The following is a 23,604-nucleotide window of genomic DNA, read 5'->3' on the forward strand; positions in this document are numbered from 1 at the left end:
CCGCTCCACGGATGAATAGGCCCTTGTGAATATGAGCGACAACACTGCTTCCCCGACCACGCCGACACCTGTCGCTAAACCCGCGCGCCGCTGGCCGGCGCTGCTGATCGGGCTGTGCCTGGTGGCCGGTGTCGCCGCCGGCCTGGGCTGGTTCATGCACAAACCCAAGGCGCCACCTTCGGAGCTGGCGTTGGAAAAGCTCGGCCTGAGTCGTCCCGACGGTTTGCTTGAAGCCCATTCGCTGAGCCAATTGCCCAAGGACCTGCTGACGGTGCCGTTCCTCAAGGCCACGCTCACCGAGGATTTCGTCTTCTATTACGAAACCCACGCCGACCGCCTCGGGCTGATGGGCAGCTTGCGCCGGATCATCTACGAGCATGACCTCAAGTTGCAGGACAGCCTGATCCAGGAACTGCTCGACCAGCCGGCCGACGTGGCGCTGTGGCGCGGGGCCGATGGTCGTCTCAAAGACTTTTTGCTGGTGATGGACCGTGGCGGGCTGGCCAAGGTGCTGGAGCCACTGGCGAAAGTCGCGCTGGACGATACGCAGTTGAGCAAGCTCAGCGACCTACGGGTCGGTGGCGATGACGTGGCGCTGTACCAGCTCAGCTACAACGCCAGCAAATCCCTGGTCTTCGCCTCCCATGGCGACAAACTGGTGGTGCTGTCCAACCCGACGAAACTCTATGACCCGGCCAACGGCCCGTCGGAGGAGCGCGGCAGCGTGTCGACCACCGCCCTGGCCGCCCTGCTCAACGGCGACGAACTGTTCCCCGAGGCCTTCGGCCTGCCGCCCAAGGCGCCGGAGGTCAAGCAACGCATTTCGGTCAACGCCAATGTGCTTGCCATGGGCTACCAACGGTTCATCCCGAATTTCGCCGGCTTGCGTTTCGACATGGATGACAAGGGCTGGCACAGCTTCCTGGCGATGGACGAGCTGGAGAACCAGCCGGACTTCGACTTCAAGCCGATCTGGCAAGCCATGCCCATGGGCGCCAGCGCTTGCGTAGCCTTGCCCCTGGCCGCCGAGCCGCAGAAACCGCTGCTGGTCAAACTTGGCGCCGACGAAAAAGCCGCCCAGGCTATGGTCGAGCATGCGGCCGGTGCAGCGGGCCTGTGCTGGTATGCCGACTCGCGCCTGTATACGCCGCTGCTGGTGGCCAGCCTGAACGACAGCGACGGCAAGATCGACGCTGACCTGGGCAAACTGTTCGGCTCGATGGTCGGTGCCTACGAGAACAACGTCGCCGAACACGCATTCCCAGTGGTCGAAAAACAGGAAGGCGCGATGCACCAGTGGCAGCGCCAGGTGAGTTCGAACTTCGGCCCTTATCTGGCCAAGGATTCGCTGCAACCCGACGCCATCACCGGCAAGGCATTCCTGCGGGTCAGCTTGGCGCGCCACGGTTCGACCCTGCTGTTTTCCCTAGACGACAAGCTGGTGGACAAGGCCCTCGGCACTCTCGACAAGCGTTTCCCGCCGATGGCCGACGTAGTGCCCAAGGACGTGCTGATGCCGATCTACTTCGGCCCGGACGCCATGGCGCAGCTGATGCAGCGTGAAACCCTCGACAGCTTGCCCCAGGACATGGAGCCGGTGTTCTACAACGCCGCGCAAACCTACCTGATCCCGAAACTGCGGACCCTCGGCGGCTACGGCAAGTACGCCCTGACCTTGCCTGAAGGCAGCGAGCCGGACGGTCACTGGCAGTGGCTGCCGCTGGAATGGAAAGCGCTGTGACAGGACTGATCCGCAACCTGGGACTGCTGGCATTGCTGCTGGGCGGCCGGGCGTTTGCCGTCGAGGCGCCGATGCTGGACGTGCAGCAGTCCCAGGTCTTTCGCGCCTGGTTCGTGCGCATTGCCGAAGAGCAACTGACCCGAGGCCCGAGCCCGCGCTGGTATCAGCAGGATTGTGCCGGGCTGGTGCGTTTTGCCGCCAATGAAGCGCTGAAGGTCCACGATGAAAAATGGCTGCGCAGCAATGGCCTTTCCAACCGCTACCTGCCGCCGGAATCAACGCTGACCGACGAACAGCGACGCCTGGCCCAGCAATGGCAGCAGGGCGGCGGTAAGGTCGGGCCCTATGTCAATGCGATCAAGCTGATCCAGTTCAACAGCCGCCTGGTGGGCCGCGATGTCGCCCAGGCGCGTCCCGGCGACCTGATGTTCTTCGACCAGGGCGACGACCAGCACCTGATGATCTGGATGGGCCGCTACATCGCCTATCACACCGGCACCACAACCCCTACCGACAACGGCATGCGCTCCGCAAGCCTGCAACAACTCATGAACTGGAAGGACACCCGATGGATACCCGACGCAGCCAACCCCAACTTCATCGGCGTCTATCGACTCAACTTTCTCTCCCAATGACCGGTGCCCGCATGCTGCGCTTGTGTTCAAAACTACCCCTGCTGTTCGTCCTGTTGCTGGCACCCCTGGTCAACGCCGAAGATACGGTGCAGCCCAGCGGCTACACGCCAGTGTCCGGTGAAAGCTTCTTCCTGCTGGCCGACAGCAGCTTTGCCAGCGATGAGCAGGCCATGGTCCGCCTCGAAGCCCCCGGTCGCGACTACCGCCGGTTCCGCATGGAGCCCTACGGCGGCGCCGATATCCGTGTCTATCGCATCGAAAAACCACTGGACTTCCTCAAGCGCCAGAAGAATCTGCACCGCGTGGTCAGCGACGGCCAGTTCAAGGGCGAAGGCCTATCGAACACCCTCGCGTATCTGTGGGACAACTGGTATCGCAAGTCGCGCCGGGTGATGCAGCGGGCGTTCTCCTATGAGTCCCGCCAGCAGGTCACCGAAGAAGTGCCTGAGCTGAAAGTCGGTGATGCCCTGGTGGCCCCGACCCCGTACGACGCACCGGCGCAATTCGCCCTGATTCCGGGCCTGCCGGTGGTCAGCCAGTTCCGTTATCCACTGTGGCAGGCCAAGCCGATCCAGCCGCCGGCAGGCGTCAACCTGGCCGGTTCGTCCAGTGAGTTCGTCAGCGTCGCGCCGGGCAACGTCTATGTGCCGCTGGGCCAGCTCAAGCCGGGCCTGTACCTGGTGGAAGCGCTGATCGGCAAATACCGGGCGACCACCATGGTCTTCGTTTCCAACACCGTGGCCGTGAGCAAGATTGCCGGCGACGAGCTGATGGTCTGGGCCGCGCGCAAGCATGAAGGTCGTTCGGTGCCCAAGGTCAATGTGCTGTGGACCGACGGGCTGGGCGTGATGAGCAGCGGTGCCACCGACGAAGACGGTCTGTTGCGCCTCAAGCACGTCAGCCCGGAGCGTTCGTTCGTCATCGGCGAAGACGAGGAGGGCGGGGTATTCGTCTCGGAAAACTTCTACTACGACAGCGAAATCTACGACACCAAGCTCTACGCCTTCACTGACCGACCGCTGTATCGACCGGGGGATTGGGTGTCGATGAAGATCGTCGGGCGTGAGTTCAAGAATGCCCGTGATTCGGTGCAACCGGCCGCCGCCGATGTGAATGTCAGCGTGCTGGATGCCACCGGCACCGTGCTGCAGAACCTGGCCTTGAAGCTCGATTCCAAGGCCGGCACCCAGGGCCGTTTCCAACTGCCGGAAAACGCCGTGGCTGGCGGCTACGAGTTGCGCTTCAGCTATAAGGACCAGGTCTATAGCAGCGCCTTCCGCGTGGCCGAGTACATCAAGCCGCACTTCGAGATCGCCTTGAATCTCGCCAAGCAGGATTACCGTACTGGCGAGCCGGTCAAAGGCAACCTGGTGCTGCTGTACCCGGACGGCAAGCCGGTGGTCAACGCCACCGTGAGCCTGAGCCTGCGCGCCCAGCAACTGTCCATGGTGGACAACGAGCTGCAATACCTGGGGCAATTCCCGGTCGAGCTGACCAGCAGCGAAGTGACCACCGATGACAAAGGCAACGCCACGCTTGACCTGCCCGCTGCCGACAAACCGAGCCGCTACACGCTCACTGTGTTTGCCAGCGACGGCGCGGCGTATCGGGTCAAGACCACCAAGGAAATCCTCATTGACCGTGGCGCGGCGAATTTCCGCCTGAGCGCCCGCCAGCGTTTCAGTGCCACTGGCGAGAAGGTTGCGTTCAGCTACAGCAACGAAGGCGCCAGCGAACAAAGCAAGGCCGTGACACCGGCCAGCTACGCCTGGGTACGCCTGGAAGACCAGAGCACCGGCGAAGGCAAACTGACGGCCAAGGACAAGGGTTTCAGCGTCGCCTTCGAGCGTCCCGGTACCTACAACCTGACCCTCAAGGACGATCACGGCCGAGTCATCGGCGCTGCCGGTCACTCGGTGACAGGCGATGGCATCAAGGCTGTGCCGGGCACCGTCGAGATCGTCCTCGACAAAGCCGAATACAAGGCCGGTGATGAAGCCCTGGCGTTGATTACGTTCCCGGAACCGGTCAGCGATGCGCTGCTGTCCCTGGAACGGGACAAGGTCGAGGCCACGGCGCTGCTGTCCAAGGGCGGCGACTGGCTGAAAATGGAAAAGCTCAGCGACACCCAATACCGCGCGCGCATTTCGGTGAAGGACGCTTTTGCGCCGAATATGACGTTCTCGGTGTTGTACACCAAGGGCGGCCAATACAGCTTCCAGAACGCCGGCATCAAGGTGGTGACGCCGCAGGTTGATGTCGCCGTGGTCACCGACAAGGCCACCTACCGTCCGGGCGACACGGTCACCGTGGACCTGAGCACCCAGTTCGCCGGCAAGGCGATCCCGGCGCACCTGACCGTCAGCGTCGTCGATGAAATGATCTATGCGTTGCAGCCGGAAGTCGCGCCGACCATCGACCAGTTCTTCTACCATCCGCGTCGCAACAACGTGCGCACCAGCGCCAGCCTGTCGTTCATCAGCTACGACGTGGCCCTGCCGGGCAGCCCTGGCGCGCCGGGCAAGGCCAACCGCAGCGAACGCGGCGTGAAGGTGCTGGAGCGGCCACGGCGTGAAGACGTCGACACCGCCGCCTGGCAGCCGGAGCTGGTGACCGACGCCAGCGGCAAGGCGCGCTTCACCTTCAAGATGCCGGACTCCCTGACCCGCTGGCGCATCACTGCCCGGGCCATCTCCGACGACGGGCAGGTCGGGCAGAAGAAGCAATTCATCCGTTCCGAAAAACCGCTGTACCTGAAGTGGAGCGGCCCGACCCGTTTCCGCAGTGGCGACAAGCCGCAACTGGGCCTGTTCGCGTTCAGCCAGTCCGAGAAACCAGTGGCGACTGAGCTGCTGATCCGTTACGCCGGCACCGAACAACGGGTTGCGGCGCAGCTGAAGAATGGCATCAACTACGTGGCGTTGCCGGCCCTGGCGCTGAGCAGCGGTGACTTGAGCGTGCAGTTGCAAGTCAACGGCGAGACCCAGGACACCCTGGCCGTGCGCCTGGACGCCAGCGGCAACGGTTGGCAAGTCACCCAGAGCCAGCGCCTCGACGTAGCGAGCGGGGATACACCGTTGTCCTTGCCGACCGACGCCAGCGATATCCGTCTGCGCCTGGACGACAGCCCGCAAGCGCTGTTCCGTTCGGCCCTGGATGACCTGCTCGGCTACCCCTACGGGGGTGTCGAGCAGACCGCCAGCCAACTGCTGCCGTTGAGCATTGCTTATCCGTCGCTGGCGTCGAACCCACAGGTTCGCGACCGCTTGCGCCTGATCATGCAGAACAGCCGCTTGCGTCTGGTGCAGATGGCCGGTCCGTCGGCGGCCTTCACCTGGTGGGGCCAGGATGGCGAGCCGGATGCGTTCCTCACCGCCTACGCCTATTACGCCGACTGGTACACCAGCAAGGCCCTGGACGTCAGCCTGCCGCCGGAGCACTGGCAGCGGGTGCTGGAAACCTATGCCAAGCAGGCCGGTGATACACCTCTGCTGCAACGTGCGCTGATCCTGTCGTTCGCCAAGCAGATGCAACTGCCGGTGAACACCTTGCTCAGCGGCCTGATGGAGGATCTGTCGAAGGCCGGTTCAGGCGCCACCGAGAGCGTCATGGACGGCGGCGAAGACAGCCTGATCATGAATGCCCCGGATTCGGCCCTTGGCCTGGCGAGTGCTCGCGTGTTGACGGCATCCCTGGCCAAGCAAGCGAAAGTGCCAATGCCGGACGCGTTCAGCCGTCAAGTGGAGGCTGCGCAACAGCAACTGGCGGTCAGTTCCGATCCGTTCGCCGAAGCCTTGCTGCTGTCGTTGCAGGCCTTCGATCAGGCCCGTGCCAAGGCCCTGTTGGAGCGGGTTCTGCCGCAGCAGTCCACCCTGGAGCGCGCCTTGGTCCTGAGCTGGTTGCAGCGCAGCATCGAACAAGCCGCGCCGGCGGTCACCCTGGCACCGGGCGAAGGCTGGAAAGCCAAGCAAGGCGCGACTGGTGAAACCTACTGGCAGTGGCAGGGCGCGCAGCTCCCTACAATGCTGACCCTGACCGGCGCCCAGGAACGTCCGTTGCAAGCGGCCCTGAGCTTCCAGAGCCAGCAACCGCCGCTGGCGTCGATGGCGGTATCGATCACCCGGCGCCTGTCGCGTCTGGTGCCGGGCGACGAGGCCTTCACCTTCAAGCTCGAACCGGTGGGCAACAAGCCGTTGTCCAGCGATGCCCTGTACCTGGATGAGGTGATCATCAACAGCAAGGCGCCGACGCCGCTGCGCTACGGCATGCTCGAAGTGCCGCTGCCGCCGGGCGCCGATGTGGAACGCACCACCTGGGGCATCCAGTTGATCGGCAAGGCTGACAGCGAGCCGAGCGCCCTGGAAAAAGCCCGTTTCGAGCCGGGGCAGATGGCTTATGCGGTGCCGGTGGATGCCCTGAGCGGCGAACTGCGCCTGCGCCACCTGGTGCGTTTCTCCCAGAAAGGCCAGTTCAACCTGCCGCCGGTGCGCTTCACCCAGGTCTACGCGCCGCAGAATCAGGCGCGGGAACAGAAACCGGCGCTCGGTCAGGTGACGGTCAACTGACATGCGCGTGCGGTGGGTTGGGTGGCTGCTGTGCTTGATCCCTGCGCTGGCGACAGCGCAGGACGAGCCGTTGCGCCTGGCGTTCGACGGGCAGTTGCTGCGAGTGAGCCAGACCCAGGTGTTGGATCGCCAGCCGTTGCCGGACTCGTTGCAGGCGCCGTTGGGCAGCCTGTGGAAGCTGTTTGTCTACGCCTGGCTGGTGGACACCAACGCCCGCGAGCCGGCTTATGAATGTCGCGGCGAGTCGAAAGAAGAGGTCTATTGCTGCAACGCCGGGCAAAGCATTGGTCGCGATCAGGCGCTGGTGAAGTCCTGCGGCTTGTACTTCGAGCCGCAGCGCCTGGGGCTTTCGGCCAATGGCTGGCGCGATTACTGGCAGGCCCGTCAGGCGCCGACGTGGCTGATGGATTTGCCGTCGCTACAGCCCCAGACCCAAGTGCCGGTCGCGGAACTGCTCAAGGCGCTGGCAACCTTGCCGGCCCAGGATCAGGCCCGTCGTGTGCTGCTGGACGTGGTGCTCAACGCGGCGGACGGGCGACTGGTCGGCGAGTTGGGCAGCCGCCTGCGGGCCAAGACCTGGAGCTGGCTGGGTGACCAGGGGCCGGCTTCACGTCAGGGTGGTTTTGCCGGTTGGCTGGTCGACGGCACCCCAGTGTGGGCCGGTGGCCGTGGCACCAGCCAGAAGGTCCTGAAGGTGTACGCGCAGGGCTTGGCAGCGGCATTGCCGGCGCGCTGGCCGGCGGAAACCGGGCGCTGTGTCGAGGTCGGCCTGTTCGCCCGCTATCCGTTGCAGCGGGTGATGGCGGGCGAGCGTGCGGCCACACCGGGTCAACTGCGCGGCGACTACCGGGTCGAGTTCACCAACGGCAATCGCCTGGATATCCACAGCGATGGCGAGCTGTTCCTGACGCCCGGCAAGCTGGTGGCGCGACTGGATCGGGAAGAATATGTCGCCCGGGTCCTGCAACGCGAAGCCAAGGCTGAGCCGGTCGAGGCCGCCAAGGCGTTGGCCGTGGCGATTCGCACATACCTGTTGCAAAACGCCCAACGCAATGGCGACTGCCTGAGCATCGACGACAGCAGCCACCGCCAACGCGTCGCGCCTCGCCCGGCAGCGCCTGAAACCCGCGCCATTGCGGCCTGGACCAGCGATCTGGTGCTGGCCGGCACCGACGTTACCTACCACTCTGACCAGGCCGGCCCTGACAAGCTGTCCTGGCTGCAAGCGGTGGAACAGGCCAACGCCGGTCAGCGCTACGACGCCATCCTGCTGCACGCCTATCCCCGCGCCAGCCTCAGCCGTTGGGACAACCCGGTGGCGTCCTGCGAAGCGCTGCCTGCGGCCCAGGACTGGCTGCTGAAGCAGCGGCGTGGCTGGCGTTCGCGGCTGGAAAGCGAAGTCGGCTACAACGAAATCAGCGCTTTCGCCGTCTGCCGCGTCGCCTTCGGCCGGCCCTATGTCGACCGCGAGCGCCAACGCATCTACGTGCGTGGCGTGCTGTCGCTGCAAGACCGCCTCGACCTGACACATGAATACCTGCACCTGGCCTTTGAAGCGCATCCCAACGGCCAGGACGAAGAATATATCGAAGGGCTCGCCCGTCACCTCTTGCTGGAATAGACCATGACACTCCGTTATCCCCAGGTCTTGCTGTTGCTCTGCGCCCTGACCGCCTTGCCACAGGCCTACGCCGCCGACACCATCAAGCTCGATACCCCCATCGGCGGCTGGCGCAGCGGTGCGCCGGGCGGCGAGGGCGAGAACTACAGCCAGACCGTCAACTACCCGGCCTCGTCGGTCAATACGCCCTTGGGCCAGGCCGACACCGCCCGCATCCGTGGCCAGATCCAGGCAGTGCCCAAGGACACCCGCGAACCGGGCAAGCTGATCGTCAATGGCATGAGCATGCCGTTGAAACTCGATGCCGAAGGGCGTTTCGACCGGCCGTATTCATTCCCCAACGGCAGTAACAGTGTCGAAGTGCGCAGCCCCGATGGGCAGCATCGCCACCGCACGCAGTTTCTCAACACCAGCGGCGGCGCCACGCCGGCCAAGTTGCGGGTACTGCTGACCTGGGACAGCGACGGCACCGACATCGACCTGCACCTCGTCACCCCGGATGGCGCCCACGTCTGGTACGGCGACCGCGTCGCCCCCAACGGCGCCGCCCTCGACATCGACGTCACCACCGGCTACGGCCCGGAAATCGCCTCCATGCCGGCGCCGATCAAGGGCCAGTACCTGGTGTATGTGAACTACTTCGGCGGCGGTTACCGCAATGTCGATGATGAGGGCGGCGACGAAGGTGAAGAGGGCGAAGAAAGCGGTAGCCGCCAGGAACCCGAACAGGCCCTGACCACCGCGCAGGTCACCATCATCACCGAAGAAGGTACCCCGAACGAGAAGATGGAAACCTTCCTGGTGCCGATGCGGGCGGTGGGGGAGCTGACGTTGGTCAAGAGTTTCAGTTATCCGTGAAGGCCAATTGTCCAACGGTTGTTGGACAATTCAGATGGACGAGATGCGCTCCTGCGCATCTTGATAGGCCGCTTCACGTTCGCGTTTTCCAATTGCAACTACGAACACAACGACTTCGTGATCAATGACCTGATAAATAAGGCGATACCCGGCGCTGCGTAGTTTCAATTTGTAGCAGTCAGGAAGTTGTCGGAGTCGGTTGGCTTCGATGCGAGGGTTTTCAAGAATTTCGATGAGCTTCTTTTTGAACTGCTGTCGCAGTGTTTCGCCTAGCTTGTTCCACTCCTTCAATGCGCGTCGATCAAATTCAAGGCTATAGGTCATCCAGGCTGACCTTCACTCGTTGAGGGTTGGCGAGACGTTCCGTAACCACTGCGATGAGCGCTTCGTCTTCCTCGCTGACCAATGAGGTCTTGAACGGTAACTTGCCTCGTTCTGCCACGTACTGGAGAGTCTGACGCAGCAGTTCGGAAGGCGTGACACCGAGCTTTTCCAGTTCGGCAAAGGACCGCTGCTTGAGGTCATCGTCAATGCGGATGTTGATGGAGGCCATGGGTTGATACCTGTAATGACGTTTGGCGTTACGTTAGCAGCTGCGCTTCTCGCCCTGCAAACTGATTTTGCTGTTTTCAGACGAGCCGAAAAAATCTCACGCGTGAGTATTGTGAGCTTTGCAGGTTAGGCGTAGTGTCTCTCACGCGTGAGTTTTTCACAGTGGGGTCAGCAGCATGCAATCCAGCTCTGCGACAGACTCGCCTGACGAGTCTGTCACCGATTCAACGAGCCTTAAGGGAGAGCGCTCCAAACCTGCCGCAAAGAAACCGTCGAGCTTCTACATGAAGCAGATGCGTGCGGGCCTGAGTGCCGCCGGGTATGTGAAACACGAGGCTTGGGTGCTTCCCGAAAATCGAAGCCTGCTCAAGCAGATGGAGAAACAGCTACGCCAACCGATTCTGGCTGGCTCATTCATGTCGGAGGATTACATGAGCGCAGGTAACAACTGGAACATCGATCGCCTCTACAGCGCGCTGCAGGCGCTGGACGAAGTGGTTGCCAATGACATCACCCTTTCCCTCGTCCAAGGCTCCGAATCCAGCATCAAGCTGGAAATGAACGATTTCGGCGGCTTGCCGATTTACATCGCCGTGGTGGGTGACCAGATCATCGTCGACACCGTGCTGGTGGATGTCGAATCGATCAACGATGTCGCCGCTTTCAATGACGCGGTCCTGCGCAGCCGGGAAATGTTCCCGCTGTCCTCGATCGGCATCGAGTCCATGCCCAACGGGCAGGTGGTCTACAACATGTTCGGCGCGTTGAGCTCCGACTCCAGCCTGACCAACGTGGTGACCGAGGTCAAAACCCTCGTCGACAACGTCCAGCGCGCCAGCGAAGCCTTCGAACGCTTCTTCATCTAATTCGCCGAACAGGAACCTATCCAATGACACAGTCCATCTGGAGCAAATTGTTCACCGCGCTGCGTGGCGGTGCCAACGAAGTCGGCGAATCGATTGTCGACCAACAGGCCCTGCGCATCCTCGACCAGGAAATCCGCGACGCCGACAGCGCCCTGGCGAACGCCAAGCGTGAGCTGGTGACCATCATGGCCAAGCACAAGCTGTCCACCGATCGCGTCGGCGAATACAACGCCAAGATCAAGGACCTGGAATCCAAGGCCCTGGCCGCGATCCAGGCCAACCGCGAAGACCTGGCGCTGGAAGTGGCTGAAGCCATTTCGACCCTGACCAGCGAGTTGGACGCCGAGCAGAAGCAAGCCGCTGAGTTCGGCACCTACGCCGAGAACATGCGCAAGGACATCACCAAGGCCGAAAGCCGTATTAAGAGCCTGCGCCAGCAAGTGGACATGGCCAAGGCCCGTGAAAGCGTACAGAAAGCCCAGGTCAGTGCCTCCATCGCCAGCGGCGGCGCCAACGGCAAGCTGGAAACCGCCGTCGGCACCCTCAACCGCTTGCAAGCCAAGCAGCAGCAACGCGCCGCCGAACTGCAAGCCCAGGATGAACTGGCCGACGCTTCCACCGGCAACGACCTGGAGCGCAAACTGCGCGAGGCCGGCATCACGCCGAACGAAGGCAGCGCCAATGCGATCCTGGAGCGGCTGAAGAAAAAATCGGCGGAGTAATCCATTCAGGCGTTCGCAGTACCCGTGGCGAGGGAGCTTGCTCCCGCTGGGCCGCGAAGCGGTCCCAAAAAATGATGGGCCTGCTGCGCAGTCCAGCGGGAGCAAGCTCCCTCGCCACAATGTTGCGCGGCGTTCGTCGGATTTAATTGTTGTGCAGCTACTTTTATCTGCGCCGCGCAACAGGTTTAATGCTGCCCGGTCACCGCATTCGATGTCATCCAGACATCAGTGTAGTGACCCACCAGGAACCAAGCCCCACGGAGTCAGGGACGCAATGTCGATCTTCCTTTTGTTGCGCACCTACGCAGCGTCCTTTTTCCATCGGTTCGGCTGGGCGGGGCTGGTGATTGCGATGGGCGTGCACCTGTCCACGGCCTGGATCGGCCTGGTGCTCCTGGGCGAGCAGCACCTCATCGCTGCCGCCACGTTTACTTACTTCTATCTCACCACCACCCTCACGGTCGGTTACGGCGACCTCGCGCCACAGACTGCGGCGGGACGGATTTTCGTGGCGACCTGGGTCATGCTCGGGGGCATTGCGCTGCTGACGGCGGCCATCGGCAAAACCACCAGCAGCGTCATCGATGTATGGAGAAAAGGCATGAAGGGCAAAGGCGATTTCACCGGCAAGAGCGGCCACACCGTGCTCATCGGTTGGGAAGGAGCGTCCAGCGAGCGGGTCATCGAATTGCTGCTGCAGGACGAAACGTCCAATGACAACCTGATCGTCATCTGCGACTGCGATCTCGAAGAAAATCCCATGCCCGGCAAGACCACGTTCATCAAGGGCGAGAGCCTGTCGTCCGTCGCGCTTCTGCAACGTGCCGGTGTGCCGGGTGCCGAACGGGTCCTGGTGCGTACCCATTCCGATGACCTGACCCTGGCCACCGTGCTGGCGGTCAATCAACTGGGCCCGGTCGGCCACGTGGTCGCCCACTTCAACGACAGCGAAATCGCCGCCCTTGCCAGCGCCTACGCGCCAAGCCTGGAATGCACCTCCAGCATGGCCATCGAAATGCTGGTGCGAGCCTCCCAGGACCCGGGCTCCTCAGTGGTCATCAACGAACTGCTCTGCGTCGGCGAAGGTGCCACCCAGTACCTGATGAAACTGCCCGACACATTTGAAGCGACGTTCGGCGACCTCTACACCCGGATGAAAGCGCAACACAACGCTACGCTTATCGGCTATCGCGCCCGAGGCGCCCGACAGCCGTCGATCAACCCGCCCGGCGCGACTCGCGTCGAGGGTGGCGAACTCTTCTATATCGCCTCCACGCGTCTCAAGGACATCTCCAATGGGATGGTTTAAACAGTTGATGGGGCTTGAGGCCCCGAATGCGCAGAAGAACTCGAGCACCCGCGACAGTTCGCCAATCGTCGGGCCGCTGGGCCTGGCGTCCGGCAAGCAGGTCACGTTCGACGCCACGCTGAAATTGCTGCTCGACGGCAACAGCGCGGTGGTCATCCCCGGCCCCCAGCAGATCTGGGCCCTGGGCGTCGTTGACCTCGGGCAGTCGAACTGGCTGTCGCGCTGCTACATGGACGACGAGGACTACTGGCTGCAGGTGCACACCAGCGGTGAGATCGCCGGGCAGGTCGAGTCGGTGATCCTGTTCAATTACCTCAGCTACGTCACGATCAACAGCGAAGCCGAATTGCGCCGCCTGGCCGGCCCTGAAAGCCTGATCGGCCTGCCGACCTACACCCACGACGGCGTCGAATACCAGCGGGAGTGGGGCACCGAGCCGGGCCAGACGGAGCTGGTGACATTGAGCGAGCGGGTGACCAATCCCGAGGAATCCTACAGCGTCGAACACCGTTCGATGTTGTACGCCCGCGACACCGGCCTGACGGATCGCCGGGAATTCCTGCTGTTCTCCGTTGAAGAGGACGCTGAAGGCACCGTCAGCTTGAGTACTTCGCTGGGCATTTCGCTGTACACCACTGACCTGAACACTTTTTGAACAAGGATAAAATCCATGCTTGAAGCGCTCTCCGTTTCCCTGAACAAGCCCGCCGTGCTCGGCTTCGTTCTGTACATCCTCGGCGCGGCCGTGCTGTTCGCGCTGTTCCAGTTCATCTACACCCGCATCACGCCGCACAAGGAATTCGAGCTGATCCGTTCAGGCAACGTGGCCGCCGCCATCGCCCTGGGCGGTGCGATCATCGGTTTCGCCATCCCGGCCAGCAACGTGATTGCCTACTCGGTCAGCATCCTCGATTTCGTGGTCTGGGCAGTGATCGCCGCGTTTGTCCAATTGCTGGCCTTCCTGATGACCAGCCTGGTGCTCAAGGGCGCTTCGGAGCGCATCAAGAAAGGTGAGATCGCCGCGGGCATTTACATTGCGGCGGTGGCCATCAGCGTTGGCATGTTGAACGCCGCGTGCATGACGCCGTCCCCGAACTGATCGCGCCAGGAGACCCCGATGAAACGAAGCAAGTACGTTCAGCTCTCGCTGGCCGCGTCGGTCGCCATGGCGATATCCGGCTGCGGGCCGACGGAAAAAACCTACCCGTTGCAGAAGAAATACAACTTCCAGTCCGTGCAGCAATGCGTCGACGAAAAGCTGCCGGTGGATGTCTGCTCCGACGCGTTCATGAACGCCATGGCCGAGCATCGTCGTATCGCGCCGGTGTACGACAACCAGGCCGATTGCGATGCCGACTTCGTCGCCGATTGGTGCCAGCAGGACTCCACCGGCAAGTTCATCCCTAAACTGGGTGGTTTCGAACTGACCGCCAATGGCGAAGTCACCCAGTCCCAGGTGGACGCTGCCGCGGCCCAGTTGCCGGCTTCGGAAGCAAACACCGGCGGTTCGGGTTTCTCCGGCAGCAGCCTGCTGACCGGATTGCTGATCGGCAACATGCTGAGCAACAACCGCAACAGCTATTACTCCGAGCCGGTCTACCGTTACCGCGATGATCGCGGCGGCTTCGGGTCTTCGACGCTGGCCCAGCGAGTGGCGAAGGGCTCGACCTTCAACAAGTCGAACCAGGCGCGCTATGGCAGCTACACCGACACGGTTCGCTCCGCCAACAAGTCGATCTCCGTCGCCTCGTCCACCTCTCGCGGTGGCTTCGGCAGCAAGGCCAGCGCCCGCAGCGGTTGGGGTGGTTCCAGCAGCAGCTTCGGCGGCTGAGGAACGAGGGCGATGAAGAAGATCCATTGCGCCGAACGCCCGGACTGGAAGCAGACCGCCGAGAGCCTCGGCTTTCTGTTCCACACCATCGACGGCGAACCCTATTGGGACGAGAGCGCGTACTACCAGTTCACGCTCAAGCAGATCGAAGACGATCTGGAAGACCCCACCACCGAGATCCATGACATGTGCATGGACCTGGTGGCCCGGGTGGTACAGAACGAAGAGCTGCTGGAGCGCCTGAGCATTCCCGCGCCGTTCTTCGACCTGGTGCGCACCTCCTGGCTCGAAGGCCACCCGCATCTGTACGGGCGCATGGACTTCTCCTACAACGGCACCGGCCCGGCCAAGCTCTTGGAGCTTAACTACGACACCCCGACCAGCCTGTACGAGGCCGCGGCGTTCCAGTGGGGCTGGCTGGAACAATGCATCGAGCGCGGCCTGTTGCCGGCGCATGCCGACCAGTTCAACAGCATCGACACCAAGCTGCACCAGGCCTTTGCCCAGTTGCAGATCAAGCAGCCGTTCTACTTCGCCTCGATGAAAGACTCCGTCGAAGACAAGGGCACCACCGACTACTTGCGCCTGATCGCGGAAACCGTCGGCATCGAATCGCGGCACATCGACATCGAGGATATCGGCCTGAACAGTGAAGGGCGCTTCGTCGACCTGGAAGAACGCTGGATTCCCCACCTGTTCAAGCTGCACGCCTGGGAGTTCATCTTCCACGAACCCTTCGGCGCAGCGATTGCCCAGAGCGATACGCAGTTCTTCGAGCCGGCGTGGAAGTCGATCATCTCCAACAAGGGCATCCTGCCGCTGTTGTGGGAATTCAACAAAGGCCACCCGAACCTGCTCGCCGCGCACCTGGACACCGACCCCGGCAAAGCGGTGCCCAAGGGCTGGGTGCGCAAGCCGTTCTTCTCCAGGGAAGGCGCCAACATCGAGCTTCAGACCGCTGAGGGCTTGATCGTCAAGGAAGACGGGCCTTACACCGACGCGCCGTACATCCTCCAGGAATTCGCACCGCTGCCCAGGTTTGACGACAGCTACACACTGATCGGTTCCTGGGTCATTGGCGACCAGGCGGCCGGCATCGGCGTGCGGGAAGACAACAGCCTGATCACCAAGGATTCGAGCCGGTTCCTGCCGCATTTGATTCTGGATTGAGTGGATCGCTGCACCGAAACCTGTGTGGCGAGAGCGCTTTTGTGGCGAGGGAGCTTGCTCCCGCTGGGCTGCGCAGCAGCCCCAAAACCATCCACTGCGGTGTGTCAGGCAATGCGCATCAACTTGGAGAGGGGCTGCTGCGTACCCCAGCGGGAGCAAGCTCCCTCGCCACAGGGAAGGTGTTTGCCTGAGTCTGTTCACCGCCCGTCGCTTCTGCGGAATTCCCTCGCTTGCGACTTAGTCGATTTCAAGAGACCCGACTCAAAAACGAAACACACGCCATACCTGCGAAAAGGAGGCCATTCATGCGCGTCCACCATTTGAACTGCGGTTGCATGTGCCCGGTGGGCGGGGCGTTGTTCGATGGCTATAGCCGGGGGCTGACGGCGTGCCTGGTGTGTCACTGCCTGCTGATCGAAACCGACAGCAACGGCCTGATCCTGGTGGACACCGGCTTCGGCCAGCGGGATATCCAGACGCCGCAACGCTTGAGTCGCTTTTTCCGGGTGTTCAACAACATCCAGTTCGAGCATCGCCTCACGGCTTTGGAACAGGTCCGGCGCCTGGGTTTCGATGCCCACGATGTGCGGCATATCCTCCTGACCCACTTGGATTTCGATCACGCCGGCGGGCTTCAGGATTTTCCTCAGGCGCGGGTGCATGTCATGCGCGACGAGATGGCGGTGGCACGTAGTGCCGAGAGCTGGATCGCTCGTAGACGGTTCCAGGCCCGGCAATGGCAGGGTGTGGACAGCTGGGAGTTCTATGCGCCCGAGGGTGATACCTGGTTCGGCTTCGACTCGGTGCGGGCGCTGATCGGCGCGGAAGAGGAGGACATCTTCCTGGTGCCGCTGCACGGTCACACCGCCGGCCACGCCGGGATCGCCCTGCGTACATCGGACGGCTGGATGCTGCATGCCGGCGATGCGTATTTCTTCCACGACGAAATCCACCAGCCCGAACGCCATTGCCCGCCGGGCATGCGTTTCTATCAATGGATGATGGACACCGACCGCCCGGCCCGGATGCGTAACCAGAACCGCCTGCGGGAGTTGGCGCACAGCCATGAGCAGAAGCTGGAAATCTTTTGCAGCCACGACGCCCGGGAATGGGAGCGGGCGATGGCCCGGGCGAATACCGTGCGGACGGATTCGAGTATCCGGCAGGTGTAGCCCAATCCCGTGGCGAGGGAGCTTGCTCCCGCTGGGCCGGTCCGACGCTTCGGGCGAAGCAGCCCCAAAACAGACACCGCGGGTTGTCAGGCATGAAACATTCAAGTTGGGCAGGGGCTGCTGCGCAGCCCAGCGGGAGCAAGCTCCCTCGCCACAAGAGCTTTGTTGGGTGTCAGTTACTTACGGCTCTCTTCAGGTCCACCAATACCGAACCAGATGAAAGAAGATCGGCGCGGCGAAGCACACCGAGTCCAACCGATCGAGCATGCCGCCGTGGCCTTCGATCATGTGCCCCCAATCCTTGACGCCACGGTCGCGCTTGATCGCCGACATGACGATGCCGCCGGCAAAGCCCAGCAGGTTGATCAGCAAAGCAATGAGAAACGACTGCCACGGGTTGAACGGGGTGATCCACCACAACGCGCCGCCGATCAGCGAGGCCAGCAGGATCCCGCCGACGAAGCCCTCGGTGGTTTTCGACGGTGACAGGTTCGGCGCAATCTTGTGTTTGCCGAACAACTTGCCGCACACGTACTGCAACACATCCGACAGCTGCACGACGATCACCAGGTAGGCGATCAGCAGCAGGTTGCGGCCCTCGAATCCGGCGATGTCCAGCGTCAGCAGAGCCGGCACGAAAGAGATGCAGAACACCGCGATCATCAAGCCCCACTGAACCTTTGAGGCGCGCTCCAGAAAGTGCGTGCTGTCGCCGCCCAGGGACGCCAGGATCGGCAGCAGCAGGAACACGTACACCGGAATGAAGATCGAAAACAGCCCGTACCAGTCGGAGTAGATCAGCAGGTATTGCAGCGGCAGCGCCAGGTAGAACGCGGCCACCAGCGCCGGATAATCACTGCGCCGGGTCGGCGTCAGGGTCATGAATTCCCGCAGGGCATAGAACGACACGGCGTAGAACAGCAGGATCACCGCCGCATTGCCGAGCCAGAACGCGATGCCGATCACCAGCACCATGACCCACCAGGCGTTGATCCGTGCGTTGAGGTTATCGATCACCGAATTCGGTGTGCCCTTGGTTTTTTGCTTGAGAATGAAACCGATCAGCGAAGCCAGCACCAGAATGGCGCCGATGCCGCCGAACAACATCAGGGTATATCGATCCATGTCAGACGTGCTCCGGGGCCAGTGCCAGCAGCGCGGCGCGGCTGCGTTCGAGAAATTGCTCTTTGCTTTCACCCTCTTCGATGCACAAAGGCTTGCCGAAACTGGTGGTGCACAACAGCGGCAAAGGCAACACCCGGCCCTTGGGCATGACCCGGTTGAGGTTGGCGATCCACACCGGGATCACCTCGACCTCGGGATGGCTTTTCATCAAGTGATAGATCCCGCTCTTGAACGGCAACAAACCCTCGTCGGGGTTGCGCGTACCCTCGGGGAAAATGATCAGCGAGTCGCCGTTTTCCAACGCTTCAAGCATCGGTTGCAAAGGGTTATAGGAAGGATCCTTGCGCTCGCGGTCCACCAGCACGCCGTTGAACACCCGGGTGATGATGTAGCGGCGCAACGGACTCTTCTGCCAATAGTCGGCCCCGGCCACCGGGCGGGTCAGCTTGCGCAACGCCGGCGGCAGCGAGGCCCAGAGCAGCACGAAATCGCCATGGCTGCTGTGGTTGGCGAAGTAGATCCGCTGCACCGGCTGCGGCGCACAACCGAGCCACAGGCTGCGGGCGCCCGTGACCATGCGGGCGGCGGAGGTGATGAGGTTGGCGACCACGGGTTCGAACATGAGGATTCCTTATCCCGAGAATTAAACAGCGACGCAGTTTTCAAGTGGACCGTGGCGAGGGAGCTTGCTCCCGTTGGGCTACGAAGTGCCCCCATGAATCTGGCTGACCCCAGGCATTTTGGAGAGCCATTTTGGGAGGGCCATCTAGGGAGGGCTTTGCCCTCCAGCGGGAGCAAGCTCCCTCGCCACAAAAACAGTTTTGTTATCAGGTGTGCTTGAAGCAAAAACTATGTCTGGAAGGCTAGCCAGGGGCTGCTCAAGATAAAGCCCAGCGTCACGATAACTTGCGCGGCCAGCAGCAGCGATTGCCGACGCAACAACCGCAACGCGCCATGGCTGCGTTCGGTCCAGAGCCGCCCGCCACGCTCGGCCGGTTGCAAGCCTAAAGCGCTCAGGGCACAGTCCAGGGCCTCGGTGCGCTCGGCCAATGGTTGGGTGCCGTCGGCCACGCGTTGGAACAGATCGGCATCGAACGCCACGCGCAGCGCCCAGTATTTTTGCAGTACGCCCAGGGTGAACAATACGGCGCTGAACAGCAACAACCAGGGATCCATCCGGCCCAACAGCCACTGACCCAATCCCAGCAGCGCCGCCAACAGGGTCAGGCCGGTGGAGAACTGATCCAGCGAATGGCCCCGGCGCAACAGACTCGCCACGGCGTGCAACTGCATGTCACTGCTCATGGACTAACGGCTCCAGTGCCTGACGGTGCGCCTGATGCAACACGACTCGCGGACGAGCGCGTTGGATCTGCCCAATGGCCTCGTCCACACTCGCCGCCCGACCGCTGTGCAGCAACCACGCGGCCAGCGCGGTGGCGCTGCGCGAATAGCCCAACGCGCAACAGACCAGCACCGGCCCATGCTGGCGCAGGCTTTCAATCGCTTGCGCGGCTGCCAGGCATTGCTCGGTGGTGGGCGCAGTGAGGTCGAGCACCGGCAGCGCGCGATAGGCGATCCCGGTGCTGTCCATGGACAACTCGGCACACAGATCGAGCACACCGGCAAAGGTGCCATCCTTCAATTCCGACGAGGTAGGAATACGCCCCAGCCAGACGTTATCCAGTACGTGATCCGGTTGCGGATGCTCACGCGTCCACAACCGAGAATTCACCCAGGCTGCCGCCAGATACGGCGCCAGCATCCAGCGCACGGCCGGGCTCAATCGGCCATCGGCGCGCTTCTGGAAGCCGCTGGCACCGAACATCAGGTAATTCAGCGCCACCCACAGCACGGCTACCGCCGGCCAGATCAACCACAGCCACGCGCCGCCGAAAGCAAACGCCGGGATGAACAGCGCCGCTGCGCCCAAGGCATAACGCAGGGCCAGTTGCAGGCGTTTCGGATCTGGCGTGAGGCGGGCACTTTGCAGCGGGTTGGGCCGGTCCAGCGGCCACAGCCAGACACACAACCATCCGGCCAACGCACCGGTGGGCAAGTCAATGAAGTGATGCTGATAAGTCGTCAGCACCGACACGCCAATCAGCGCGAACCAGCCGTGCATCAGCCAGCGCCAGACACCTTGCAGATGCCGCTGATAGCAGACCCAGAGGATCACCAGCAACGCGATGTGCAGTGACGGCGCCTGATTGAATGGTTTGTCGAACCCCGCCAGCACCTCGAACAGCCAACCGAACACCCCGTCCATTTCCGGACGCGGAAAGGTAAAACGCAGCGGCCAGAGCAAGAAGCAACTGACTGCAATCACTTGGGCCGTGAGCAAACGCAGGGCGTGGCGCTTGAGTTCGTCGCGACTGCTGGGCAACAGCAGGGACAGGCCGTACAGCAGATCGATCGACCAATAGGGCACGATGGTCCAGGCCATGAACGGCATGTGGCTTTCCCAGCCGAACACCAGCGTGCCGACATCGTCACGCTGGGACGTGACCCAGGTAGCGAAGCCATAGGTGCTGAAGAACAGCGGCGCCAGCAACAGCAGCCACAGCACCGCCGGTTTCAGCAGGGCGGGCTCGCGGGTCGGTGCGATGACGGCATTCATTACTGCACGCGCTGAGCCAGCGAAACGCTGAAGATGCCCCACTCATCGACCCGCAAGGTGATCTTGCGGAAACCGGCGGCCTCGACCAACTGATCCATTTCTGCCTGGCTGCGCCGACGCATCACCCAGGCCTGGCCGGCGCGGTGGCTGGTCAGGGCGCGGGCAATCAGCTCCAGCTGCGGGTGCCATGGCTGGCCGGTGTAGACCAGGAAACCGCCGGGCTCCACCGCCTCCGCCAGGCCGGCGAGCGAGCCGCTGACCAACTGGTTATCGGCAAACAGTTCATACAAACCGGACACCACCGCAAGGGTCGGCTTCGGCTCCAGGGCCGCCAGATCCTCGCGGTCGAAGGCATCGCCTTTGACGAAACGCGCGATCTCGCCCAAGCCTTTTTCAACGATCAGCGCACTGCCGTCCCGCACGTTGATGTCGCTGTAGTCGCGCAGCAGGATCGATTCTGGCAACGGGCTGACCCCTTGCAGCGCTTCGAGAATGTAGCGGCCATGGCCGGCGGCGATGTCGACGATGCGCACTTCGCGATTCTCTTCACGCAGCTTGCCCATCGCCAGGCGCAGCAGCTCTTCGACGTGCAATTTGCGCTGGCGAATGCCGCGCCAGCCGATGGAGTTCAGGTAATTCTTGTCGATCATCCGGCCCACCGCCGAGGTGCCGGTGGGGCGGTTGCGGTAGACGTAATCCAGAGTGCTGCCGGAGTCGAACCCGGTGTCGAAGCCCAGCTTGACTCCGGCCGACAAGCCGCTGCCGAAACGCATACTGGCGCGGGTCATGCGCCAGTACAGGTCGCGCAACGAGTTGTGCGGCAGCGGCGTCGCCAGGCACTCGGCTTCGGCGCAGGTCGCACCGATGCGGTCGGCGTCCAGCAGGGAAGGGCGCTCCAGCGGACGCTCGAAGTTCTGCAGGATGAATCGCCGCGCACTAGCGATGGCCGGTGCACGGTTCTTCTCGCCCAGGGTGTCGTGGAAGAACCCCGGCAGGATGTGTTTTTCTTTGCGCAGGCTGCCCAGCCGCTCGAAGAACTGCTCCTGGGGTTTGCGATGCACCACAAAGTCCGAACCTGAGATCAACAGCTGGGTCGGCACCTGGATCGCCTGGGCGTCGGCGACCACGCGGTCGGCGGCTTCGTACAGGCCCAGCAGCACGTTCACCGAAATCGCCTTGGTGATCAGCGGATCGCTGTCGTAGGACGCCACGCGCTCCGGATCATGGCTGAGGAATTTCGCCTTGACGTAACTGTTGACGAAAAAGTTGCCACGAAACTTGCGCATCAGTGCCAGCCCCGGTCGGGCGAACGGCACGTAGAGCTTGACCTTGAACGCCGGCGACGCCAGCACCAGCGACCGAATGCGCGGCGCATAGTCGTGGACCCAGGTCGAGGCGATCACCGCGCCGACGCTTTGCGCCACCACGGCGATGTTCTGTTCGTCGATCTGGTGAGCCGCGCCGATGTGATCGCAGAAGGTCTGCACATCCCGCGCACTGGTGGCGAAACTCGGGCTGTCGCCCCGCTCGCCAGGGGACTGGCCGTGGCCGCGTGCGTCCCAGGCAAAAAATTCGAAGCCGGGCAAATCCAGCTCATCCACCAGGTGCGCGATGCGCCCGGAGTGTTCGTGACCACGGTGAAACAACAGCACCGCCTGGCGCGGTTCGCCTGGGGTTTCGGCCACGGCGGGCCAGTGCCGGTAGAACAACTCCACGCCATCATGGGTGGTGAATGTCCGGTTTTGAGCTTCGCGCATTGCAAGTTCCTTTATGCTGAGGGAGCGTTTTCCTTCACCTGGCCCAGGCCCTGACGCACCCGGTTGACCAAGGTATAAACCAGCAGGGCGGCCACCACCGCCATCACACCGTCGACCCACAGCGCCCCGAGCCAGCCCAGGGCAATACCGGTCGCCAACACGCCAAACACAAAGGCCCGGTCACTCTTGCCCATCGGCCCGTCATAACGCCGCGAAGCCCCGACCATCGGCCCCAACACACCGGCGTATTCGCTGAACAACGCCAACAGCGTGACCAACAACACCAGCAACAGACTGGCATCGGGAATCAGGGCAAACGGCAGGATCAAGGCAGCGTCGGCGATGATATCGCAGAGCTCATTCAGGTACGCGCCCAGATGCGATTGCTGGCCGAACTCCCGGGCGAGCATGCCATCCACGGCGTTCAGAGCCATGCGCAGGAACATCCAGATCGGCACCAGCACGAAGATCCATGGGTGCTGGGCAAACCCGGCAACCACCGCACCGACCAGCACCGAAACCACACCGGCCAGCAACGTGATCTGGTTGGCGGTGGTGCCGTTGTCGTAAAGCCGCTGGACCGCAGGCCGTAGCAGGTTCTGGAAGGCGGGTTTGAGTTGGTAGATCGAGGGCATTTGAACGGAATCTCAGGCCGGTTTTTCGGATGAACGGTGTGCAGTTGCGAGATTACGACAGGTTGGGGGATCGCTGGGGGGAATTTCGTGGGAATGCGTGAGAATAGGCATTTGCTGACGGAAAATTCCCTAGCCGTGCCGTTCTTTGATCTACCTCCTGTAGGCGCAAAGATTGCTCGCGAGACGGCGTCATAGCCGACCAGTCTCTTGCAGTCGTATCCCAATCCAACTGTGGGAGCTTGCCCGCGAAGACGGCCTCATGCCGAACTGTTTCTACCGGCTGTACTGCGATCCAATTGTGGGAGCGAGCTTGCTCGCGATGGCGGCCTGGCAGGCTGGATGGTTTTTTTGACCGGGTGCATATCCATTGCTGCGGTAACGGCCACTTAGGGTTCCGCCCTGACGGCGGCTCACTTTTTTTCAGA

21 protein-coding genes are annotated in these 23,604 nt (G+C 62.5%); 13 read left to right on the forward strand and 8 right to left on the reverse strand.

The window, feature by feature from the left end:
- Window positions 1-31 precede the first annotated feature (31 nt).
- The 5 genes from ACLEJQ_RS20665 to ACLEJQ_RS20685 are packed head-to-tail and all read left to right on the forward strand — an operon-like array spanning window position 32 to window position 9,420.
- Window positions 32-1,741 carry a DUF2138 domain-containing protein gene (locus ACLEJQ_RS20665; protein ID WP_440797919.1) on the forward strand — a complete coding sequence of 570 codons (1,710 nt, stop codon included), beginning with the start codon at window positions 32-34 and terminating at the stop codon, window positions 1,739-1,741.
- Window positions 1,726-2,376: a DUF1175 domain-containing protein gene (locus ACLEJQ_RS20670; RefSeq protein WP_440797920.1), complete on the forward strand. Its 651-nt coding sequence runs from the start codon at window positions 1,726-1,728 to the stop codon at window positions 2,374-2,376. Before ACLEJQ_RS20665 ends, ACLEJQ_RS20670 begins: the two co-directional genes overlap by 16 nt.
- A complete protein-coding gene (locus tag ACLEJQ_RS20675) occupies window positions 2,373-6,941 on the forward strand; it encodes an alpha-2-macroglobulin family protein (RefSeq protein WP_440797955.1) in 4,569 nt (1,522 codons plus the stop codon). The genes ACLEJQ_RS20670 and ACLEJQ_RS20675 overlap by 4 nt, the downstream gene beginning before the upstream one ends.
- Window position 6,942: 1 nt before the next feature.
- Window positions 6,943-8,562: a DUF2300 domain-containing protein gene (locus tag ACLEJQ_RS20680; RefSeq protein WP_440797922.1), complete on the forward strand. Its 1,620-nt coding sequence runs from the start codon at window positions 6,943-6,945 to the stop codon at window positions 8,560-8,562.
- A gap of 3 nt (window positions 8,563-8,565) precedes the next feature.
- Entirely contained in the window at window positions 8,566-9,420 is an 855-nt protein-coding gene (locus ACLEJQ_RS20685; RefSeq protein ID WP_440797924.1) for a YfaP family protein, read from the forward strand.
- A 30-nt stretch (window positions 9,421-9,450) separates the two neighbouring features.
- On the opposite strand, the gene ACLEJQ_RS20690 is transcribed toward ACLEJQ_RS20685, so the two are convergent.
- Window positions 9,451-9,744: a type II toxin-antitoxin system RelE family toxin gene (locus ACLEJQ_RS20690; RefSeq protein WP_440797926.1), complete on the reverse strand. Its 294-nt coding sequence runs from the start codon at window positions 9,742-9,744 to the stop codon at window positions 9,451-9,453.
- Window positions 9,734-9,973 (reverse strand): type II toxin-antitoxin system RelB/DinJ family antitoxin, encoded by a 240-nt coding sequence (locus tag ACLEJQ_RS20695; RefSeq protein ID WP_440797928.1) that lies wholly within the window; start codon window positions 9,971-9,973, stop codon window positions 9,734-9,736. Before ACLEJQ_RS20695 ends, ACLEJQ_RS20690 begins: the two co-directional genes overlap by 11 nt.
- Before the next feature lie 283 nt (window positions 9,974-10,256).
- Here ACLEJQ_RS20695 and ACLEJQ_RS20700 point away from each other — a divergent pair, with 283 nt between their 5' ends.
- From ACLEJQ_RS20700 to ACLEJQ_RS20735, 8 genes are all read left to right on the forward strand, one after another.
- The gene (locus ACLEJQ_RS20700; RefSeq protein WP_440797929.1) at window positions 10,257-10,838 is read left to right on the forward strand and encodes a YjfI family protein; all 582 of its coding nucleotides are present in this window, start codon (window positions 10,257-10,259) and stop codon (window positions 10,836-10,838) included.
- Window positions 10,839-10,861: 23 nt separating this feature from the next.
- On the forward strand, window positions 10,862-11,560 hold the full coding sequence (locus ACLEJQ_RS20705) for a PspA/IM30 family protein (protein WP_440797931.1): 699 nt from the start codon (window positions 10,862-10,864) through the stop codon (window positions 11,558-11,560).
- Window positions 11,561-11,834: 274 nt separating this feature from the next.
- Window positions 11,835-12,869 (forward strand): ion channel, encoded by a 1,035-nt coding sequence (locus ACLEJQ_RS20710; RefSeq protein ID WP_440797933.1) that lies wholly within the window; start codon window positions 11,835-11,837, stop codon window positions 12,867-12,869.
- Window positions 12,856-13,524 carry a DUF2491 family protein gene (locus ACLEJQ_RS20715; protein WP_440797935.1) on the forward strand — a complete coding sequence of 223 codons (669 nt, stop codon included), beginning with the start codon at window positions 12,856-12,858 and terminating at the stop codon, window positions 13,522-13,524. The genes ACLEJQ_RS20710 and ACLEJQ_RS20715 overlap by 14 nt, the downstream gene beginning before the upstream one ends.
- Before the next feature lie 15 nt (window positions 13,525-13,539).
- A complete protein-coding gene (locus ACLEJQ_RS20720; RefSeq protein ID WP_440797937.1) occupies window positions 13,540-13,968 on the forward strand; it encodes a DUF350 domain-containing protein in 429 nt (142 codons plus the stop codon).
- Between the two features lie 18 nt (window positions 13,969-13,986).
- On the forward strand, window positions 13,987-14,700 hold the full coding sequence (locus ACLEJQ_RS20725) for a DUF1190 domain-containing protein (protein ID WP_440797939.1): 714 nt from the start codon (window positions 13,987-13,989) through the stop codon (window positions 14,698-14,700).
- Window positions 14,701-14,712: 12 nt separating this feature from the next.
- Window positions 14,713-15,870: a glutathionylspermidine synthase family protein gene (locus ACLEJQ_RS20730; protein WP_440797941.1), complete on the forward strand. Its 1,158-nt coding sequence runs from the start codon at window positions 14,713-14,715 to the stop codon at window positions 15,868-15,870.
- Window positions 15,871-16,175: 305 nt separating this feature from the next.
- A complete protein-coding gene (locus ACLEJQ_RS20735) occupies window positions 16,176-17,042 on the forward strand; it encodes an MBL fold metallo-hydrolase (protein ID WP_440797943.1) in 867 nt (288 codons plus the stop codon).
- 192 nt (window positions 17,043-17,234) lie between these two features.
- Here the strand turns inward: ACLEJQ_RS20735 and ACLEJQ_RS20740 are convergent, their stop codons facing one another.
- The 6 genes from ACLEJQ_RS20740 to ACLEJQ_RS20765 all read right to left on the reverse strand — a co-directional run bounded on the left by ACLEJQ_RS20740 (window position 17,235) and on the right by ACLEJQ_RS20765 (window position 23,179).
- Window positions 17,235-18,167, reverse strand: coding sequence for a phosphatidate cytidylyltransferase (locus ACLEJQ_RS20740; protein ID WP_440797945.1), 933 nt, complete (start codon window positions 18,165-18,167; stop codon window positions 17,235-17,237).
- Window position 18,168: 1 nt separating this feature from the next.
- Window positions 18,169-18,789 carry a lysophospholipid acyltransferase family protein gene (locus ACLEJQ_RS20745; RefSeq protein WP_245141492.1) on the reverse strand — a complete coding sequence of 207 codons (621 nt, stop codon included), beginning with the start codon at window positions 18,787-18,789 and terminating at the stop codon, window positions 18,169-18,171.
- A 227-nt stretch (window positions 18,790-19,016) separates the two neighbouring features.
- Window positions 19,017-19,472 carry a hypothetical protein gene (locus ACLEJQ_RS20750; protein WP_440797947.1) on the reverse strand — a complete coding sequence of 152 codons (456 nt, stop codon included), beginning with the start codon at window positions 19,470-19,472 and terminating at the stop codon, window positions 19,017-19,019.
- Window positions 19,462-20,787, reverse strand: coding sequence for a phosphatase PAP2/dual specificity phosphatase family protein (locus tag ACLEJQ_RS20755; protein ID WP_440797949.1), 1,326 nt, complete (start codon window positions 20,785-20,787; stop codon window positions 19,462-19,464). Before ACLEJQ_RS20755 ends, ACLEJQ_RS20750 begins: the two co-directional genes overlap by 11 nt.
- On the reverse strand, window positions 20,787-22,544 hold the full coding sequence (locus tag ACLEJQ_RS20760; protein WP_440797951.1) for a bifunctional alpha/beta hydrolase/class I SAM-dependent methyltransferase: 1,758 nt from the start codon (window positions 22,542-22,544) through the stop codon (window positions 20,787-20,789). The genes ACLEJQ_RS20755 and ACLEJQ_RS20760 overlap by 1 nt, the downstream gene beginning before the upstream one ends.
- 11 nt (window positions 22,545-22,555) lie before the next feature.
- Complete coding sequence (locus ACLEJQ_RS20765; protein ID WP_440797953.1) at window positions 22,556-23,179, reverse strand: CDP-alcohol phosphatidyltransferase family protein; 624 nt, start codon at window positions 23,177-23,179, stop codon at window positions 22,556-22,558.
- Window positions 23,180-23,604 lie beyond the last annotated feature (425 nt).

Origin of the sequence: Pseudomonas sp. SMV71 (assembly GCF_052042015.1) — a bacterium.
GTDB lineage: Bacteria > Pseudomonadota > Gammaproteobacteria > Pseudomonadales > Pseudomonadaceae > Aquipseudomonas.